Raw genomic sequence first — 17,953 nt, forward strand, 5'->3', positions numbered from 1 at the left:
AACAAAAAAGCCTTAGTCTATATGGACTAAGGCTTTTTTGTTAACCTTAAAAATACCCTTACCCAGTATTTTTATTTTCGACAAAAAATAGCTGGGGGTATATTTCGCTATCTCACCGTTAAAAGTTTACTCTTCGCATTTATAGGAATATTTGCAACCTCAATCTCTTCAATGGACTCACCGTAACGCCCTTTTGCAAAAACCTTTAATGCTTCATCTCTCTTTAACATATGCTTAACCGTTTTCTTTATTTTCTGCTCTCTACCACGTTCATCGAATGCAATAAATTCATATTCATACCACTCATCACCGATATGCTGACCAATTGTATTCACAACCGTATAGTATTCTTTCGTCTTATACAGTGGATTATATTTATCGATAACCGGTCCAAGTTTCGTAGGCAGTAACATTACTACTATCACTATCATCGCTATTATAGTAGTGATCATTTTTTTCTTCATAATAAACATTCCTCCTCTGCAGGATATATATACATCCATTTTAAAAAGGGGGAATAAAATCTACTATTGAATCTCATTACATTACACTTACATTTTTGTAAGAATTAAAAAAGGTGAACGAATTTACTCGTTCACCTTTTAGCTTGCTTTAAAGCCACCGCCAAGTACATCACGTACATCATGTATAACAACGAAAGCATCTTCATCTACCCGGCTAATAACTTGTTTTAACTTAACAAGCTCTTGTTTATTAATAACAACATATAAAACTTCTTTATTTTTACCAGTATATCCGCCGCGCCCTTCTAATACAGTAACACCGCGTGTCATATTTTTCGTAATAGCTTCACGAATTAAATCTGGTTGATTCGAAATAATCGTAACAGCCGTTTTTGTGTCCATTCCTTCTACAATGAAATCAATCACCTTCGCTCCAATGAACACAGCCACAAGTGTATACATCGCCTTTTCTTGCCCTATTATAAATACAGAACCAGCAATTACAACAATATCAATAATTAGTACGCCTTTACCTACGCTCCAACCTAAATATTGATTTGCTAACTGAGCTAAGATTGCTGATCCTCCCGATGTACCTCCGGCTTTGAACATACAGCCTAATCCAATACCCACAAATAAGCCAGCAAATAAAGCTGCTAATAATGTATCACTATTTACATGATATTCAATATGTTCTGTAACGTATAAAAACAAAGATGTTTCTACAATCCCTAAAATTGTATAAATCATTGTTTTCTTATCAAAAAATTTATAACCAACAGCTAGTAAAATTGCATTTATAGCAAAGTTCACAATTCCTGGTGACCAATCAAATAAGTAGTACGTAACAACCGTTAAACCAATAATTCCACCTTCCGATAAACGGTTTGGAATTGCAAAGTAATTAATACCAATTGCGAATAATAATGAACCAATTGTAATTAGTGTTATTTCCTTTATACGTTGATTAACCATAGTTCATACCCTCCCCCCATTTGACATTGTATCACTATCTCCTAGAGGTTTAGAAGTGGTTTTTATTCCGCTTTTTCCCTGTTAAAAATTGAAATATTATGTTTAAACATAGGGGTGATTAATTATTCATATTTACTCTAACTGCACGGACAAATTGCTCCACATTCCCTTTCTGAATATACTTAGCGCGAATGGTTTCATGATTACAAGTAAATTCAAAATACGGATGAAAATCTATGCTATCTATATGCAAATATGAATACTCTTTAAATGTTGAAGAATAGTACGGAAATTTCCCGTAAAAAAGGAGACGTCTAGTAGTGGCAACAAAAACCCCATGTTGATACGATAATATAAAATTATCCTTCTCAAATATCCCTACCACAAAAGCCAGAATCTTTTCATCATCATCTACATACTTTTTCATACTCGATAAAAGTTCATTCATGCATATTCCTCCAAATTCTATTCATTGCATTAACACTTGAAAAGAATCCATGGATTATTACAAACCGGTTTAACTCCTTTATAAAGTATGAAACGCGTTTCCTGTCAAAGATATTTCAAAAAAAATAATCCGTTATGCGATTATACACATAACGGATTAAAATTAAACTGTAGAGCGTTCCACAAGTTCGTATGGAATTTCCAGCTTTTCTTGTTCAGAACTCTCGTCATTCACTTTTCTATGCAACATTTCAAAAGCAGTTTTCCCTATCTCCTTTAAATTTTGATCAATAGTTGTCAGTTGTAACACTTGTGAGATAGGTTGATTATCAAAGCCAATAATTGCTAAATCCTCAGGAACTTGAATGCCTAATTTTTCAACCTCTGTCATAACACCAATCGCAACCTCATCACCTGCTACTATTAATGCTTCAGGAAGATCCTGCATCTCTTTTAACTTATGAGCTACTTTCACACCATCTTCTAGTGTAAAACATTCTGTAAAAATCCATTCTTCATTAACATCTTCGTCTATAGATTGCAATTGCTGTTTATAAACATCAAAACGCTTTTGACTACTCGGCCCTAATTTTCTTCCCGTACAATAACCAATTTTTTTATAACCTTTCTCAATCAAATAATCCATTCCTAATTGAAAGGCCGCTGAATGATTCGTATATACACTTGAGATGTTTGAAATATCATTGTCTTCACAAGCAATTATTGCGCCGTAAGAAGCATACGGTTCTATCGTTTCCCAATCATTTGCACGTGAACAAATAATAAGACCATCCAATTGTTTTGTTTTTAACATATGTAAACTTTTCATTTCTTCTTTTTTATTATAATTCGTTTGGCAAAGTAGCACCCTGTAATTATGCGCTAACGCAGTCTCCATCATTCCGCTCACCATCGCATCAAAACACGGATGATTAATATACGGTAAAATCACACCAACAATATTCGTTTTTCCTTTTGATAAATGAACAGCATTTGCGTTTTGCGAGTAATTCAATTTCTCAACTATCTCTATAACCGCTTTTCTTTTTTCTTCACTTACATATGGGTGATCATTCAACACTCTCGAAACAGTCGTAACTGAAACTCCCGCCATCTTTGCAATATCTTTAATATTAGCCATACACTCACCTCTACCTTTAACTTAATGAATCTCATGAACATATGTCAAATCTTCTTATCATTACACCTTCATTCGTTTCTCTTACAAAAGTGTAATTTTTCTGTAAGCTAATTCGATAGTGACTTTCCGCAACATTTCATACAATTAAGTCAGAAACAGGGTAACAACTATTCGAAAAGGAGCGGATTAATATGATGAACAAAATGAAAACAAACAATTTCTTAAATACAATGGGCATGGTATTTTCCGCTCTTATTGATGCAAAAGCTGTTGCTTCTACATTAAACAAGTAAGGAGAATGTATTATGAATAACATCACTTTTAACAAATTAGATTTTTTAGGACTAGCTAGTGGCTCGATTCTTCTTACTGCTTTTATTTACGCCGCTACGCTTGTATAACTTCGTGTCCCCTTTCCCCTTTATTATAAATAGTAATAGAAAAGACGACCGTCTATGCCCGGTCGTCTTTTCTTATTTTTGATTTGATTGCAAAGCTTCTTTTAACTCCTCAAACTTCTCATTTAATTGATCTGTCATCATTTTCATAGCGGTTTTTCGATCTATTTGTTCTCCAGCCTCAATTTGAATTGGATCTCCAAAAATCAATTGTGCCTTTTTCCCCTTTATTAATTCTTTTACACTTGATGGACCAACATAAGCTGCTGGTACTAACGGAACATTAGAACGCATCGCAATTGTCACAGCACCCGCTTTTAATGAAACATCTTCCGCTGATCTCGTTCCACTCGGAAAAATTCCTACTACCTTTCCTTCTTTTAATAAACGTGATGGTATTTTAAGTGTACTTGGTCCCGGATTCGCACGATCTACAGGGAATGCATTTACATTTTTAAAGAACCAATTTTTGAATTTACCTTCAAATAACTCTTTTTTTGCCATGTAATGAATTTGAGTTGGATACATCCCTGTAGCTAACATTAATACATCCATAAAACTTGTATGTGTACACGCAACAACATACGGTCCACCTTCTGGTAGCTTTTCTCTTCCTTGTACTTCTACTTTCCCAGCTGTTTTAAATATATATTTCAACAAAAATGTAATTGGTTTATACATTTGTTTCGTTCCTTTCTAAACATCCGAAGTATAATCATATTCTTATAATAATTATAACACTAAGTTTTAGGAGTTGGTAATAAAATTAAGGATGAATTGTTAAATTTCAATTCTTACAAAAGTGTAATTTTCTTGTAAGCTAATTCGATAGTTACTTCTTACTATATTTCATACAATTAAGTCAGAAACAGGGCAACAATTATTCGAAAAGGAGTGGATCAATATGATGAACAAAATGAAAACGAACAATTTCTTAAATACAATGGGCATGGTATTATCAGCTCTTTTCGATGCAAAAGCTGTTGCTTCTACATTAAACAAGTAAGGAGAATGTATTATGAATAACATTGCTTTTAACAAATTAGATTTTTTAGGATTAGCTAGCGGCTCTCTTCTTCTTACTGCTTTCATTTACGCTGCTACGCTTGTATAACTTTGTGTCCCCTTTCCCCTTTATATAGAAAAAGACGACCGTCTATGCCCGGTCGTCTTTTTAATTTTTTCTTTCTTTCAATTCTTTTAAAAGCTGTATCAGCTCAGCTTGTTGTTTTATCTTTTTACGACCATTTCGATTAATTGCTGCAAGCTCACAGGCAACTCCGACGGCGAAGAAAAACAATAAACTTTCTAACATGTGAAATCCTCCATTTGCCTATTAAACAGCTTGACGTAATTGCTCTTCTTGTAAAACTCTCTTATTTATATTTTCTTCTTTTCTCTGACAAACGTTATTGCGAATAAGCGCTGCAATAACAAGTACAGTCCCTATAATATCAAACATTGTGATTTGATACCCTTGCATCATCATAATAGCTAAAGTCGTAATTGGTACAAAATTAATAAATAAAATCCCATTAATGGATGATAAAATTTTCACACCGTAGTTCCAAGCAAGTAGCGCTACAATACCTGGCAATGTCATCATAAATAACAAATCATATTTTACAATAGAAATCGTTCCCATACTCGGAACTGAAATATATCCAAGCGACGTAATAATTACCGTTATAATTCCTGTAACAGTCGTACCGAATACACACGTCAACGTAGAATAACGTAATGTTGACCAATCACTACAAGTTTGACCACCCATCGTATAAATAACCCAGCCTACAACACCAATAAATATAAATGCTAATGAGAACATATTATCTTTCAATGTTACAAAGAAACTCATGTCACCTTTTGTAATAACAAACACAGCTCCTACAAAAGCAATAACCATACTCGTTATCATATACTTCTTCGGTTTTATATGCTTATATCCCCATAAAATACAAATAGAAATCATCGGCATAAGTGCCTCCATAATGGAAGCTACCATTACACCCGACTTACCCATTAACATTTGCCCTAAAAATATGAGGACATTATATACTGTAAATGCCATCGTTCCAAAAAAGACGAGTAACTTTCCTCTTCCCTCTAAACGAAATGCCTGTTTTCCTTCTTTCATTAACAACAATACAATCAGCATTATCGCCACCGCTCCATAGCGAATAAGCGAAAAATAAAATGGATCTATGTATTCTAGCGCATGATCAGCAACTGGAAACATCGCTCCCCATGACATACTCGCAATTAAACAAGCTAAAGCCCCTATTATCATTTGACCTCTTCTCACCGCAATCCCCCGTTTCTTTCTATTTGCACAAAGAGAATTGTAAAAGAAAAAATATATCACGTAAAATGATTCAAAATGATGTTAACTATCATTTATAATGATAGTTAACATCAAGGAGGATTACAAAATGGAATTAAGAGACTTACAAATCTTTAAAAGCGTTGCCGACCAGGGTAGTGTAAGTAACGCAGCAAAGGAATTAAATTATGTACAATCAAATGTAACTGCACGTATTAAACAACTAGAAAACGAATTAAAAACCCCGCTCTTTTACCGCCATAAACGAGGGATGACTTTAACAGCTGAAGGAAGAAAAATGCTCGTTTATGTTAATAAAATTTTGCAAGATGTCGACGAACTAAAACAAGTATTTTTAGATAGTGAAACACCCTCCGGTATATTAAAAATCGGTACAGTAGAAACAGTAAGTACATTACCTACCATTTTATCTTCTTACTATAAAAGCTATCCGAATGTCGATTTATCATTACAAGCGGGTCTAACAGAAGAATTAATTAGAGAAGTACTTGATCATCAATTAGATGGCGCCTTTATATCAGGTCCTATTAAACATCCACTCATCGAACAATACGATGTTAGTACAGAGAAATTAATGCTTATAACACAAAATAAAGCCTTTCATATAGAAGAATTTACAACAACACCTCTACTCGTTTTTAACCAAGGATGTGGATACCGTTCCAAATTAGAACGATGGCTGAAAGACGAAGGTTTGCTACCAAAAAGAATTATGGAATTCAATATATTAGAGACAATATTAAACAGCGTTGCACTTGGCCTCGGAATTACACTCGTACCACAGTCTGCTGTCCATCATCTTTCTAAAGCAGGTAAGGTACATTGTCATGCAATCCCTGAAAAATACGGCAGTATTTCAACGGTTTTCATACGCCGCAAAGATAGCTATATGACGAATTCAATGCGTAGTTTTTTAAAAACAATTGAAGAACATCATCATATTAATATGCTGTGAAAGACATTCTTACATGAATGTCTTTTTTTCTTACAAAAGTGTAAGTCTTTCGTAAGCTAATTCGATAGTTGCAAGTGGACATATTTCCTATAATTAAGACATAAGCAGGGCAACAACAATTCGAAAAGGAGCGGATACGCATGATGAACAATATGAAATCAAATAAATTTTTACATACAATGGGCATGGTGCTATCCGCACTTATCGATGCAAAAGCTGTTGCAACTACATTAAACAAATAAGGAGAGATTATAATGAACAACATTACTTTCAAAAAATCAGACTTTACCCCGCATTAACGGGCAGTAAGACTCCCACTTCAAAATTCAGCGAAATCAAAGAAGTTAGGTTTAGGTTCAACTGCCCGTAAAAGCCCGATTGGTTCAACTAATAATCAGCGAGGGATACCCCGCCCTCACTGATTAAAGTTTCATTTTATCGGACTTGCAAGTGGAGCTACTCTTCTTACAGCTTTCATTTACACACTTGCTCAAGGTCTTATTTAATACTTTGTTTCCCCAAACCCCTTTATATATAGAAAAAGCTGTTCGTCTTATAGACAAGCAGCTTTTTAGTTTGTTTCATATATAATTTGACCTGTTTTCTTAATATCATATCCGCCAATCGCATTTAATTCATTATAAAATCCTTCCGATTGCAGAATATCTTTCACGACTTCAACCAGCTCTTCATTTTCTTTATTCTTCAAAATTACTAAATCATACTGTTCTTTCATGATTGGAATAAAGTCCACATTTACAATTTGCGAAAACTTTTCTGAACCTACTCCTACATCAGCTTTTCCATTTGCAACTTGCGTGGCAACACCAAGATGATTCGATTCTTCCCATTCATATCCACTAATATCGGATTTATTTAATTTTTGGATTCGTAATTGTTCATCCACTAACACTCTAATACCAGAACCCTTTTCTCGATTTACAAACTTTATAGTGGATCCGGATATGTCAGCCCATGTCTTTATTTTCTTCGGATTTCCTTTTTGGACATAAAACCCTACATTTCTGGACAATAAATTAATCATAATACATGGTTGACCTACTAAAATGCGTTTTACGTAAGGAACATTATATGTACCCGTTTCACCATCAAACAAATGCAAACTAACGATACTTCCTTCTCCTTGATACATTTTCACTAAACTTGTTAAGCTACCTTGATACGCTCTTAAAACATTAGAACTTGGCAAACGATTTTCTATACGTTTAGCTAACATATCTAACGTTAGTTCTTGACCACTAATAATACACGTGTTCAAGATACTACTACCATCGTTTTTCACAGGAGTAACTTGTACCTTTCCTGTTTTCATTTGTTTTATATATTGATCTAAATCCACTGCATCAATGCGCATCTGTCTACCAACTCTATAAGAAGGAAGTTCTCCTTTTTTAATTAAGTCGTATACAGTTAATTTTGATACCTTTAATCGCTTTGCTACTTCTTCCGTTGTGTAGGAATGATGATCCATAGACGATTCCTCACTTTCTCCTTTCATTGTAACAAAGAAAAGAATATTTCTCCTATTTTTTAAAAATAGATATATGTTCAAATTATATTCAATTATAACTAGTTATATTTAGTTATACTTAGTTATAATTAGTTATATCAAAACGAAAGGGGATTTTTTTATGAATAAATTTACATTACGTTCTATTGGGGCACTTATACTTTCTTTCCTTCTTATATTTAGTGCTGCTTGTACAAGTGGGGAAAAGAATACAAAGTCAGCTGCTAAAGAAGATAAAACAGTTGAACTGACTATCTCAGCTGCTGCAAGCTTACAAGATGCATTAAAAGAAATTGAAAAACAATATAAAGAAAAAGAGCCAAATATCAAACTTTCTTTTAACTTCGGTGCTTCTGGAGCACTTCAACAACAAATTGAACAAGGTGCACCTGCTGATTTATTCTTCTCTGCAGCAGAAGATAAATTCCAAACCCTTGTAAAGAAAGGATTCATTAATGAAAAAGAAGGGAAAAATCTTCTTGGAAATGAACTAGTTCTAGTCATCCCTAAAGATAGTTCTCTTACAAAATTTCAAGATTTAAAAGATGAGAAAATCAAAAAAATTGCACTTGGTACACCTGAATCTGTACCTGCTGGAAAATATGCAAAGGCTTCTCTAACACACGAAAACCTTTGGAATGATGTTCAAAATAAAGTCGTATTTACAAAAGATGTTCGCCAAGTGTTAACATATGTAGAAACAGGGAATATCGATGCTGGTATCGTATACAAAACAGATGCTCTCATTTCAGATAAAGTAAAGATTGGTGAAACAGCAGCAGCTACTTCTCATGAGCCAATCCACTATCCTTTAGGTGTTATAAAGGAATCTAAACATAAGAAAGAGGCGACTTCATTTTATGAGTATTTGCAGTCAAAAGATGCACAATCTATCTTTAAGAAATATGGATTTACAGTCCTGTCGTAATTACTATGAGCATTGATGCTATTATATCGCCTGTCTTTCTATCTTTAAGAGTAGCTGCGTGTGCCACTATTCTCGTTACAATTTTAGGGACGATTGTCGGGCGAGCACTAGCTCGCTCCTCATGGCGATATAAAGTACTATTAGAAACCATATTTTTATTACCAATGGTACTTCCACCAACTGTTATCGGCTTCTTTCTCATTATCATCTTTGGAAACAACAGCCCGATCGGAAGGTGGGTTGAATCATTATTTCAGCAGTCTATTATGTTCACATCTACCGCTGCGATCATCGCTTCTACAGTTGTTGCATTTCCGCTTATGTACCAATCAGCGAAAACGGGATTTTCTATCGCAAATGTACAAATTGAAGAAAGTGCTCGTGACCTTGGCGCAAGTGAATATCAAGTTTTTCTGCACGTTACACTTCCGCTCGCATTTCCTGCATTACTAAGCGGGATGATTTTGAGCTTTGTCCGCGCGCTCGGTGAGTTTGGTGCTACACTCATGTTTGCCGGGAACATTCCTGGTAAAACACAGACAATCCCAACTGCAATTTACATGGCCATTGACGCAAGTAATATGCAACTCGCCTGGACACTTGTGGTTATCACTATTAGTATGTCACTCCTATTTCTGCTATGTATTCAGCTTATTAACAAAAGAATTACTAACCTTTAAAGCAGCTTTTTTGGAAGCTGCTTATTTATTTCTTAGGAAATAAATAAGTCGTTGGGAAATAACTGAATTTTACCTCTTATTGAAATATACATTTTATTTGAATTCACTTTCTAAAATAGGCAATTTCCTGTTATTATATGGAGGTGTTTCAAAAAATGAAGAAATGAAAACGCATTTATATCGTGAATTCTTCATCCTGTTTTAGCGATCGGTAATCTTCTACTCTATTAGTGGGGCATTACCGATCGTTAGAACGATATGTAATTATATTGGTATAGGAAACCGAAGGGAGTCTTGTAATGGACATTTTATTAGCGCTTCTTCCTGCAATTGCATGGGGAAACATCTTATTAGTAAGCGTAAAAATGGGCGGTGGTGCATATAGCCAAACGGTAGGTATGACAATCGGTGCTCTATTCTTCGCAACAATTATGTATGTATTTACTCAACCAGCTTTAACAATGACAGTCTTAATTGTTGGTTTTATTTCAGGTTTATTCTGGGCTTTAGGACAAGTAAACCAATTAAAAACAGTTGAAAAACTAGGTGTTTCAACTACCGTAACAATTTCTACTGGTATGCAACTTGTTGCAACTTCTATCTTTGGGGTTATCGCTTTCCGTGAATGGACTACTACGACAACAATTGTTCTGGGAACGATTGCAATCCTATTAATCGTAGTTGGTGTTGTATTCACATCACTAGATGATAAAGAAAATGCTCAGCCACCAGGACAATTGAAAAAAGGACTTCTTACTTTAATTGTTTCTACTTTCGGCTATCTTGTATATGTAATTATTATTCGTTGGTATAATATCGATGGTTGGTCTGCTATTTTACCACAAGCAGTTGGTATGTTTGTTGGTGCGGTTGTACTGACGTCTAAACATAAACCATTTAACAAATATGCAATTCGTAATGCTTTATCCGGTTTACTATGGGGAACGGGAAACTTATTCTTACTTCTTTCATTACCACGTGTCGGAGTAGCAACAAGCTTCCCATTATCTCAAACTGGAATCGTTATCTCAACATTCGGTGCAATTGTCTTCTTAGGTGAAAAGAAAACAAAACGTCAATTGATCTTTATTGCACTAGGCAGTGTTTTAATTATCGGCGGTGCTGTATTACTTGGTATGACAAAAGCATAATCTTATATTCTATTAGTAAACCCCTGAAGCATATATGCTTCAGGGGTTTTTCAATTCTAATTATTTTCTAGATATAATTATTTGTATGTTCTTGCCCCTTATAATTGCTCTTCCACTCTAGCAAACCAGCTACACATATAAAGAGATTAATAACAGCTAATATTAGTATGACGTAGAAACCAGTATAAGTAATAGCCCTTTCCTTTACCATGAATTTCCGCCTTCTCATTATCCATTCCATCTACGGTAAGTCTTTTCTTTTTACAAAATTCTCTTAAAGATGATATCGTTTTTATAACATATCTCTACTAGAAAGGAATAAAGGATATGCTAACTAAACATCGAATTTTATTTATTGGTGCCGGTCGTATGGCCGAAGCTATATTTTCCGGATTACTTAAAACAAGCAAAGAGTACATCGAAGAAATTATCGTCTCTAACCGAAGCAACGCAGAAAAACTAAAACAGTTACAACATCGATATAATGTGTCTACTGCAACAGATTGGAAGCAGCATGTTACATCTGTCGATACGGTTGTTTTAGCAATGCCACCTTCTGCTCATGAAGAGTTATTAGCTGAGCTATCTCCGTTAATATCAAATCAACTTGTCGTAACAGTAGCAGCTGGCATTGGACCATCTTATTTAGAAGCTAGACTCCCAAAAGGCACGCCTGTTGCTTGGATTATGCCTAATACAGCTGCTGAAATTGGAAAGTCTATCTCCTTATATACAATGGGACAATCAATAAAAGAGATGCATCAAGAAACCCTGCAACTGCTTTTAAGAGGTATTGGTACTTCGCAACTTTGTACTGAGGAAGAAGTTCATCAGCTTACTGCAGTTACTGGAAGTGCACCAGCCTTCCTTTATTACTTTGCTGAAAGCTTAATTGAAGCAACAAAAAGTTATGGAGTCGATGAAGAAACCGCAAAACATCTTGTCATTCAAATGATTTCTGGCTCTGCTTCTATGCTCGAACAAACGCAAGATCCAGCTAACCTCCGCGAACAAGTAACAACGCCAGGTGGTTCCACAGCTGAGGGTCTCAAAACTTTATATGAATATAATTTTTCAGAGGCAATTCAAAAAGCAGTAGAAGCAACAAACAAAAAAGCTAGGGGGAAATAATATGACTTTAACAAGTTTAAAGGACTATACAACATTACATAACGGTGTAAAAATGCCTTGGTTTGGTTTAGGTGTTTTTAAAGTAGAAGATGGTTCAGAAGTAATTGATTCTGTAAAAGCAGCAATTAAAAATGGCTACCGCAGCATCGATACTGCAGCAATCTATCAAAATGAAGAAGGCGTTGGACAAGCGATTCGTGAATCCGGTGTTTCACGTGAAGAATTATTTATTACCTCAAAAGTATGGAATAGCGATCAAGGATATGAAACAACACTTCAAGCATTTGAAACTACATTAGAGAAATTAGGTCTAGAATATTTAGATTTATATTTAGTACATTGGCCTGTAAAAGGGAAATATACCGAATCATGGAAAGCATTAGAAAAGCTTTATAAAGATGGCCGTGTTCGCGCTATCGGTGTGAGTAATTTCCACATTCACCACTTACAAGACGTATTTGAAATTGCTGAAATTAAGCCAATGGTCAACCAAGTGGAATACCACCCACGTTTAGCACAAGAAGAGTTACACGCTTTTTGTAAAGAACATAATATCCAGCTTGAAGCTTGGTCACCATTAATGCAAGGACAACTACTAGATAATCCAACGTTACAAGAAATTGCGACAAAATATAATAAATCAACTGCGCAAATTATTTTACGCTGGGATTTACAAAACGAAGTTGTAACAATCCCTAAATCAATTAAAGAACATCGCATTATTGAAAATGCAAACATCTTCGACTTTGAATTAAGTGCTGATGATATGAAAGCAATTCAAGCTTTAAATGAAGATCGTCGCGTTGGTCCAGATCCAGATAACTTTAACTTCTAAGCGAAAAACCACTGCCATATGCAGTGTTTTTTTCATTTAATAAAACTGAAAATTTAAACTATATTTCATTTGGTTGACACTTCATTGTTCAAGGTGTAAGATTTTGAATTATCAAAGAAACGCAAAAATTAATAAAATTTATTCGTTTACTCATTGTATCAAGAGAGGTGGAGGGACTGGCCCTTTGAAACCTCGGCAGCAGGTTCATTTTGAATACTGTGCCACTTCCTGCAAGCTTTATGCTTGAAAGATAGAATGAGGGACTTAGTTTATATACGGGTGCATAACTTGTACGTAAAAATCCCTCTTTCTCAATATGAAAAGAGGGATTTTTTATTTTTCATTTCCCTCATCATCATCCAAACTTAATTATTTAGGAGGAAAATCAAATGAAAAAGAAGTTTGTACCCGTTATTGCATCAGTTGTAGGAGTAAGTATTTTATTAACTGGTTGCGGTAGTTATAAAAACGAAGCAAGCGGAGCAAATGCAAAAGACGAGGCACCTAGCAAACAGGTTTTAAATTTATCTTCACCTACTGAAATACGAACAATGGATACAGCCCGTGCTACAGATACTGATTCTGGTCAAGTAATGAGAAACGTATTTGAAGGTTTGTATAATCTTGGTGAAGGTAACAAACCTTTCCCTGGCGTTGCAAAATCTCATGAAGTAAGTGGCGATAAAACAAAATACACATTCCACCTGCGAGATTCAAAATGGTCAAACGGCACTCCTGTTACAGCGAAAGATTTTGTGTTCGCTTGGCAGAGAGCCGTAGATCCAGCAACAGCCTCTGAATATGCATTTCTATTCTTTGATATTAAAAATGCAACAAAAATTAACAACAAAGAACTTCCAGCCGACCAACTTGGTGTAAAAGCAGTTGATGACCATACGTTTGAGGTAGAATTGGAGCGTCCTGTTCCGTATTTTATTAGCTTAACAGCGTTCCCAACATTTCTACCAATTAACGAGGAATTCTTTAAAGCACAAGGTGATAAGTACGCTTTAGAAGATCATACAATCTTGTACAATGGAGCTTTTACACTAAGCGATTGGAAGCACGAACAAAGCTTTAAATTCAAGAAAAACCCTACCTATTGGGATAAAGATACTGTCAAACTAGAAGAAATCAATTTTAACGTCGTAAAAGAAAAATCAACAGAAGTAAATTTATTCGAGTCAAAACAATTAGATCGTATAAAACTAACATCTGACTTTGTCGATAAATATAAAAAGGATGCTAACTTTAAAGAACGTCCAAACGTAGGCGTACAATTTTTACGTATGAATCAACAAAACAAAGTGCTTCAAAATGTTTCTGCACGCCAAGCAATTGATCAAACAATTGATAGAAAATCCTTTGTAAATACGTTATTAAATGATGGATCTACACCAACATTTGGTCTCGTTCCAAAAAACTTTGCAAAAGGACCTGAAGGAAAAGACTTCCGTACTGCAAACGGCGATTTAACAAAAGTTGATACAAAATCTGCACAAAAGTTATGGAAAAAAGCTAAACAAGAGCTTGGTTCTGAAAAGATAACATTAGAATTATTAACGAGTGATGCTGACCTTGATAAGAAAACTGGTGAATTCTTAAAAGGGCAACTAGAAAAGAATTTAGATGGATTAACAGTAAATATAAAACCGCAACCGCGTAAGCAACAAGTTTCGCTTTTATTAAAAGGTGACTACGAAATCGGAATTGACGGCTGGAGCCCTGACTTTGCGGATCCAATTACATTCCTTGAGCTATTTACAACGAATAACCCTTATAACTTAGATCATTACTCTAATAAGGAATTCGATGAAACAATAGCAAAAGTGAAAACAACTTTAGCTGGTGATGAAAAAGCTCGCTGGGAAGCATTACTAGCATCCGAGAAAATATTATTTAAAGACTCTGTTATCGCTCCTCTTTACCAAAAAGGCGAATCTTATTTAGAACGTTCTTATGTGAAAGGAATTGTGCAAGTAGACTTTGCGGGTCAATTAAATTTCAAGTGGGCAAAAATTGAAAAATAAAGTAAAACCGTAATAAGTGAGGGTTCTTCATCCCCACTTATTATTAGCCCACACCAATTGTTTTTTTAGCAAAATATATTAAAAGCAGGTTCTCTCACACAAGAGAATCTACTTTTTTAATATATTATTCTAAGAAATTAACATTCTATTTTTATTATTGACATATAGTTCTTTCCAGTGTTAATATTCTAAATAATCAAAGAAACAAAATATTTCACCATCAAAATATAATGTCTACTACGTTGAAACATATAACGATAGATTATAGCTCAACATGTATATACATATAGAACACCTGATTACCTATAAACAAATATTTATAATAGGTTCTATCTCCTTCTATAGCTACTTCAAGACATGGACATTATGACGTTACGAACAACACATTTAGGGAGGAACGAACAATGAAGAAAAAAGTTGTACCTGTTGTTGCATCTGTTTTAGGGGCAAGTCTATTACTAACTGCTTGCGGGGGAAATAAAGATAATGCAGGCGGAGCGAAAGCAAACGATAAAGTACCTGATAAACAAGCAATTAACTTATCATTCGCTTCAGAAATTCCAACAATGGATGTTGCAAAAGCAACGGATGGGGAATCCATGAATGTAATGCGCAATGTTTTTGAAGGTTTATATGCAATGGGAGAAGATAATAAACCGATTCCTGGTGTTGCTGAGTCGGTTGACATTAGTCCCGATAAAACAAAATATACATTCCATCTGCGTGATTCAAAATGGTCAAACGGTACTCCTGTTACAGCAAAGGACTTCGTCTTTGCTTGGCAACGTGCCGTAAATCCTGATACAGCAGCTGAATACGCATTCTTATTCTTCGATGTACAGAATGCGAAACAAATAAACCAAAAACAATTACCAATTGATCAACTAGGGGTCAAAGCTGTTGATGACAAAACGTTAGAAGTACAACTAGACCGTCCTGTTCCTTACTTCTTAAGCTTAACGACATTCTCAACATTCTTGCCAATTAATGAAGAGTACTTAAAGTCTCAGGGCGATAAATACGGTTTAGAAACAAATCATTTAATTTACAACGGTGCTTTCACATTAGATAACTGGAAACACGAACAAAGTTTCCAATTGAAGAAAAACCCTAACTATTGGGATGCTAAAACGGTAAAATTAGAAGAAATCAACTTCAATGTCGTTAAAGATAAGTCTACAGAAGTGAATTTATATGATTCAGGACAAATTGATCGCGTTGCTTTAACTGCAGAGTTTGTTGATAAATATAAGAGCGATCCAAACTTCAAGGAACGCGCTGAAGTCGGCATTCAATTCTTACGACTAAATCAGAAAAATGAAACATTAAAAAATCAACATGCACGCCTTGCTATTAACGGCGCAATGAATAAAAAAGCATACGTAGAAACAATTTTAAATAACGGTGCTGTTCCAGCTGAAGGAATGGTTCCTGCGAAATTTGCAAAAAGTCCAGAAGGCAATGACTTCCGTAAAGAAAATGGAAATCTAGTCAAGGATGATGTGAAAACAGCGAAAGAAAACTGGAAAAAAGCAAAACAAGAACTTGGTACTGACAAAGTAACAATCGAACTATTAACAAGTGACAATGCTTTAGCTAAAAAGACTGGTGAATATTTAAAAGGTGAGTTAGAAAAGAACTTAGATGGATTAACAGTGAATTTAAAACCGCAACCACGTAAACAACAGTTGAAACTACTATTAAGTGGTGACTATGAAATTGGTATTGATGGCTGGGGCCCTGACTTCGCTGATCCAATTACATTCTTAGATTTATTTACAACAGATAGTGCTTATAACTTCGATAAATACTCTAACAAAGAGTACGATGAGCTCATTCATAAAGTGAAAACAGATTTAGCTGGCGATGAAAAAGCACGCTTTGAAGCAATGAAGCAAGCTGAAATAATTCTATTACAAGACGGCGCTGTCGCTCCTTTATACCAACAAGGTCGTTCTTACTTACAACGCTCTTTCATTAAAGGACTTGTAACGACTGACTTCGGCGGTGAATTTAACTATAAGTGGACAGAAGTTGCAAAATAACAAAAGTAAAAAGGTATCCTACGAAGGATACCTTTTTACTTTTATACAACTTTAACTACAGAGCTTCCTCTTCCCTTTACCATTCCTTTTATAGCTAAAGTCGTCACTGCTACTAATTGTGTAACCAATACAATAACTAATAATGAAATAATATTTCTCTCTAAACTAACTCCTCCGAATATTATTGTATAATAGCCATTTGCTGCATATGTTGCTTGAAATAATTCACCGATCGTTTGATACGTTTTAGAAAGCATTTCAGTACCTCCTCACAACTTCAATTTACCATATACATACAAATCATTTTTGATTTAAATTGCGGATGAGCCCTTGTGACTGCAGGATAATAATTTATTTTCAACACATACATAATTACATGTTTTTGGGAAAAACTTGTATAGAACGAATTTACATAAGGAGGAATTTATAATGAGAATTCTACTATCAGTTTTATTAGCTCTTATGCTAGTACCTGCATTAACAGGATGTAAAGCCCCTGCAAAAGAAGACACAACTTCTAATAAAAAGACGACTGAAGAAGCAAAAAATGAGGCTCCTGCAGATTTAAAACTAAACTTTAATGAATTTAGTTTAGATGCAGACTATCAAGATACGAAGAAAGACTACGAAGCTGATTATAAGAATGTAGCCGCTGATAAGAAAATGGAAGCAAAGCTTGAAGACCATAAAACAAATGCAAAGTTTACAGGTGACGAGGCTATTACAAAATTAAGCCCACTTCTACAAGAATTAAAATTTGATAAAGATACTCCTGACCAAGAAGTAATCGATCAAGTAGTGAACGTGTTCAAACTTGATAAAGACTACCAAAAATTCGATTTAGAAGTTGTCTTCTCTGATGGAACGAAAAAAGAATATAAAAGAGAAATAAAATAAA

The 17,953-nt window shown here is 34.7% G+C and carries 20 protein-coding genes, 1 pseudogene and 1 riboswitch; of the genes and pseudogenes, 12 read left to right on the plus strand and 9 right to left on the minus strand.

Annotated features, from left to right (window positions below):
- Positions 1-107: 107 nt before the first annotated feature.
- The 4 genes from MR167_RS12550 to MR167_RS12565 all read right to left on the minus strand — a co-directional run bounded on the left by MR167_RS12550 (position 108) and on the right by MR167_RS12565 (position 3,027).
- Positions 108-464, minus strand: coding sequence for a YxeA family protein (locus tag MR167_RS12550; protein ID WP_000728426.1), 357 nt, complete (start codon positions 462-464; stop codon positions 108-110).
- A 138-nt stretch (positions 465-602) separates the two neighbouring features.
- Positions 603-1,439, minus strand: coding sequence for a YitT family protein (locus MR167_RS12555; RefSeq protein WP_000248045.1), 837 nt, complete (start codon positions 1,437-1,439; stop codon positions 603-605).
- Between the two features lie 118 nt (positions 1,440-1,557).
- Complete coding sequence (locus MR167_RS12560) at positions 1,558-1,887, minus strand: PH domain-containing protein (RefSeq protein ID WP_001004243.1); 330 nt, start codon at positions 1,885-1,887, stop codon at positions 1,558-1,560.
- Positions 1,888-2,049: 162 nt separating this feature from the next.
- Positions 2,050-3,027: a LacI family DNA-binding transcriptional regulator gene (locus MR167_RS12565; RefSeq protein WP_001273902.1), complete on the minus strand. Its 978-nt coding sequence runs from the start codon at positions 3,025-3,027 to the stop codon at positions 2,050-2,052.
- Positions 3,028-3,332: 305 nt separating this feature from the next.
- Between MR167_RS12565 and MR167_RS12570 the strand changes: the two genes are divergently transcribed.
- Positions 3,333-3,428, plus strand: a complete 96-nt coding sequence (locus MR167_RS12570; RefSeq protein ID WP_001059999.1) for a DUF3948 family protein — start codon at positions 3,333-3,335, stop codon at positions 3,426-3,428.
- Positions 3,429-3,500: 72 nt separating this feature from the next.
- Here MR167_RS12570 and MR167_RS12575 read toward each other — a convergent pair whose 3' ends face one another.
- Complete coding sequence (locus tag MR167_RS12575; RefSeq protein ID WP_000277778.1) at positions 3,501-4,106, minus strand: lysophospholipid acyltransferase family protein; 606 nt, start codon at positions 4,104-4,106, stop codon at positions 3,501-3,503.
- Between the two features lie 337 nt (positions 4,107-4,443).
- Here MR167_RS12575 and MR167_RS12580 point away from each other — a divergent pair, with 337 nt between their 5' ends.
- Positions 4,444-4,539: a DUF3948 family protein gene (locus tag MR167_RS12580; protein ID WP_001059387.1), complete on the plus strand. Its 96-nt coding sequence runs from the start codon at positions 4,444-4,446 to the stop codon at positions 4,537-4,539.
- A 60-nt stretch (positions 4,540-4,599) separates the two neighbouring features.
- On the opposite strand, the gene MR167_RS12585 is transcribed toward MR167_RS12580, so the two are convergent.
- Both MR167_RS12585 and MR167_RS12590 read right to left on the minus strand, forming a co-directional pair.
- Entirely contained in the window at positions 4,600-4,740 is a 141-nt protein-coding gene (locus MR167_RS12585; RefSeq protein WP_000894065.1) for a YrzO family protein, read from the minus strand.
- A gap of 21 nt (positions 4,741-4,761) precedes the next feature.
- Positions 4,762-5,730 carry a DMT family transporter gene (locus MR167_RS12590; RefSeq protein WP_002083994.1) on the minus strand — a complete coding sequence of 323 codons (969 nt, stop codon included), beginning with the start codon at positions 5,728-5,730 and terminating at the stop codon, positions 4,762-4,764.
- Positions 5,731-5,857: 127 nt separating this feature from the next.
- Between MR167_RS12590 and MR167_RS12595 the strand changes: the two genes are divergently transcribed.
- Positions 5,858-6,724 (plus strand): LysR family transcriptional regulator, encoded by an 867-nt coding sequence (locus MR167_RS12595; protein ID WP_106082484.1) that lies wholly within the window; start codon positions 5,858-5,860, stop codon positions 6,722-6,724.
- A 425-nt stretch (positions 6,725-7,149) separates the two neighbouring features.
- A pseudogene (locus MR167_RS12600) lies at positions 7,150-7,230 on the plus strand (DUF3948 family protein); the annotation flags it as partial.
- A 65-nt stretch (positions 7,231-7,295) separates the two neighbouring features.
- On the opposite strand, the gene MR167_RS12605 reads toward MR167_RS12600, so the two are convergent.
- Positions 7,296-8,216, minus strand: coding sequence for a substrate-binding domain-containing protein (locus MR167_RS12605; protein WP_016078966.1), 921 nt, complete (start codon positions 8,214-8,216; stop codon positions 7,296-7,298).
- 160 nt (positions 8,217-8,376) lie between these two features.
- Between MR167_RS12605 and modA the strand changes: the two genes are divergently transcribed.
- From modA to MR167_RS12640, 7 genes are all read left to right on the plus strand, one after another.
- Positions 8,377-9,183, plus strand: a complete 807-nt coding sequence (modA, locus tag MR167_RS12610; RefSeq protein ID WP_001032237.1) for a molybdate ABC transporter substrate-binding protein — start codon at positions 8,377-8,379, stop codon at positions 9,181-9,183.
- Positions 9,184-9,188: 5 nt separating this feature from the next.
- Positions 9,189-9,863, plus strand: coding sequence for a molybdate ABC transporter permease subunit (modB, locus tag MR167_RS12615; protein ID WP_000020519.1), 675 nt, complete (start codon positions 9,189-9,191; stop codon positions 9,861-9,863).
- Between the two features lie 299 nt (positions 9,864-10,162).
- A complete protein-coding gene (locus MR167_RS12620) occupies positions 10,163-11,014 on the plus strand; it encodes a GRP family sugar transporter (RefSeq protein WP_000353549.1) in 852 nt (283 codons plus the stop codon).
- A 327-nt stretch (positions 11,015-11,341) separates the two neighbouring features.
- Positions 11,342-12,145, plus strand: a complete 804-nt coding sequence (proC, locus tag MR167_RS12625; protein WP_000956241.1) for a pyrroline-5-carboxylate reductase — start codon at positions 11,342-11,344, stop codon at positions 12,143-12,145.
- 1 nt (position 12,146) lies between these two features.
- Positions 12,147-12,980, plus strand: coding sequence for an aldo/keto reductase (locus MR167_RS12630; RefSeq protein ID WP_000176912.1), 834 nt, complete (start codon positions 12,147-12,149; stop codon positions 12,978-12,980).
- Positions 12,981-13,132: 152 nt separating this feature from the next.
- Positions 13,133-13,237: riboswitch (SAM riboswitch) on the plus strand.
- A gap of 132 nt (positions 13,238-13,369) precedes the next feature.
- Positions 13,370-15,010, plus strand: a complete 1,641-nt coding sequence (locus MR167_RS12635; RefSeq protein WP_242314763.1) for a peptide ABC transporter substrate-binding protein — start codon at positions 13,370-13,372, stop codon at positions 15,008-15,010.
- 404 nt (positions 15,011-15,414) lie between these two features.
- A complete protein-coding gene (locus MR167_RS12640) occupies positions 15,415-17,055 on the plus strand; it encodes a peptide ABC transporter substrate-binding protein (RefSeq protein WP_242314765.1) in 1,641 nt (546 codons plus the stop codon).
- Between the two features lie 41 nt (positions 17,056-17,096).
- Here MR167_RS12640 and MR167_RS12645 read toward each other — a convergent pair whose 3' ends face one another.
- Positions 17,097-17,312: a hypothetical protein gene (locus MR167_RS12645; protein WP_000949587.1), complete on the minus strand. Its 216-nt coding sequence runs from the start codon at positions 17,310-17,312 to the stop codon at positions 17,097-17,099.
- A 172-nt stretch (positions 17,313-17,484) separates the two neighbouring features.
- On the opposite strand from MR167_RS12645, the gene MR167_RS12650 reads away from it, so the two are divergent.
- Positions 17,485-17,952 (plus strand): YusW family protein, encoded by a 468-nt coding sequence (locus MR167_RS12650; RefSeq protein WP_001221557.1) that lies wholly within the window; start codon positions 17,485-17,487, stop codon positions 17,950-17,952.
- Position 17,953: the final 1 nt, after the last annotated feature.

The organism is Bacillus cereus group sp. BfR-BA-01355, from assembly GCF_022663675.1.
GTDB lineage: Bacteria > Bacillota > Bacilli > Bacillales > Bacillaceae_G > Bacillus_A > Bacillus_A thuringiensis_S.

Bases quoted from the DNA above. Each gene is read 5' to 3' on its own strand.
- MR167_RS12620 (WP_000353549.1), top strand. From the start codon at position 10,163: ATGGACATTTTATTAGCGCTTCTTCCTGCAATTGCATGGGGAAACATC.
- MR167_RS12635 (WP_242314763.1), top strand. From the start codon at position 13,370: ATGAAAAAGAAGTTTGTACCCGTTATTGCATCAGTTGTAGGAGTAAGT.
- modB (WP_000020519.1), top strand. From the start codon at position 9,189: ATGAGCATTGATGCTATTATATCGCCTGTCTTTCTATCTTTAAGAGTA.
- MR167_RS12550 (WP_000728426.1), bottom strand. From the start codon at position 464: ATGAAGAAAAAAATGATCACTACTATAATAGCGATGATAGTGATAGTA.
- MR167_RS12570 (WP_001059999.1), top strand. From the start codon at position 3,333: ATGAATAACATCACTTTTAACAAATTAGATTTTTTAGGACTAGCTAGT.
- MR167_RS12640 (WP_242314765.1), top strand. From the start codon at position 15,415: ATGAAGAAAAAAGTTGTACCTGTTGTTGCATCTGTTTTAGGGGCAAGT.
- MR167_RS12585 (WP_000894065.1), bottom strand. From the start codon at position 4,740: ATGTTAGAAAGTTTATTGTTTTTCTTCGCCGTCGGAGTTGCCTGTGAG.
- MR167_RS12575 (WP_000277778.1), bottom strand. From the start codon at position 4,106: ATGTATAAACCAATTACATTTTTGTTGAAATATATATTTAAAACAGCT.
- MR167_RS12580 (WP_001059387.1), top strand. From the start codon at position 4,444: ATGAATAACATTGCTTTTAACAAATTAGATTTTTTAGGATTAGCTAGC.
- MR167_RS12630 (WP_000176912.1), top strand. From the start codon at position 12,147: ATGACTTTAACAAGTTTAAAGGACTATACAACATTACATAACGGTGTA.
- MR167_RS12560 (WP_001004243.1), bottom strand. From the start codon at position 1,887: ATGAATGAACTTTTATCGAGTATGAAAAAGTATGTAGATGATGATGAA.
- MR167_RS12650 (WP_001221557.1), top strand. From the start codon at position 17,485: ATGAGAATTCTACTATCAGTTTTATTAGCTCTTATGCTAGTACCTGCA.
- MR167_RS12605 (WP_016078966.1), bottom strand. From the start codon at position 8,216: ATGGATCATCATTCCTACACAACGGAAGAAGTAGCAAAGCGATTAAAG.
- modA (WP_001032237.1), top strand. From the start codon at position 8,377: ATGAATAAATTTACATTACGTTCTATTGGGGCACTTATACTTTCTTTC.
- MR167_RS12555 (WP_000248045.1), bottom strand. From the start codon at position 1,439: ATGGTTAATCAACGTATAAAGGAAATAACACTAATTACAATTGGTTCA.
- proC (WP_000956241.1), top strand. From the start codon at position 11,342: ATGCTAACTAAACATCGAATTTTATTTATTGGTGCCGGTCGTATGGCC.
- MR167_RS12645 (WP_000949587.1), bottom strand. From the start codon at position 17,312: ATGCTTTCTAAAACGTATCAAACGATCGGTGAATTATTTCAAGCAACA.
- MR167_RS12595 (WP_106082484.1), top strand. From the start codon at position 5,858: ATGGAATTAAGAGACTTACAAATCTTTAAAAGCGTTGCCGACCAGGGT.
- MR167_RS12565 (WP_001273902.1), bottom strand. From the start codon at position 3,027: ATGGCTAATATTAAAGATATTGCAAAGATGGCGGGAGTTTCAGTTACG.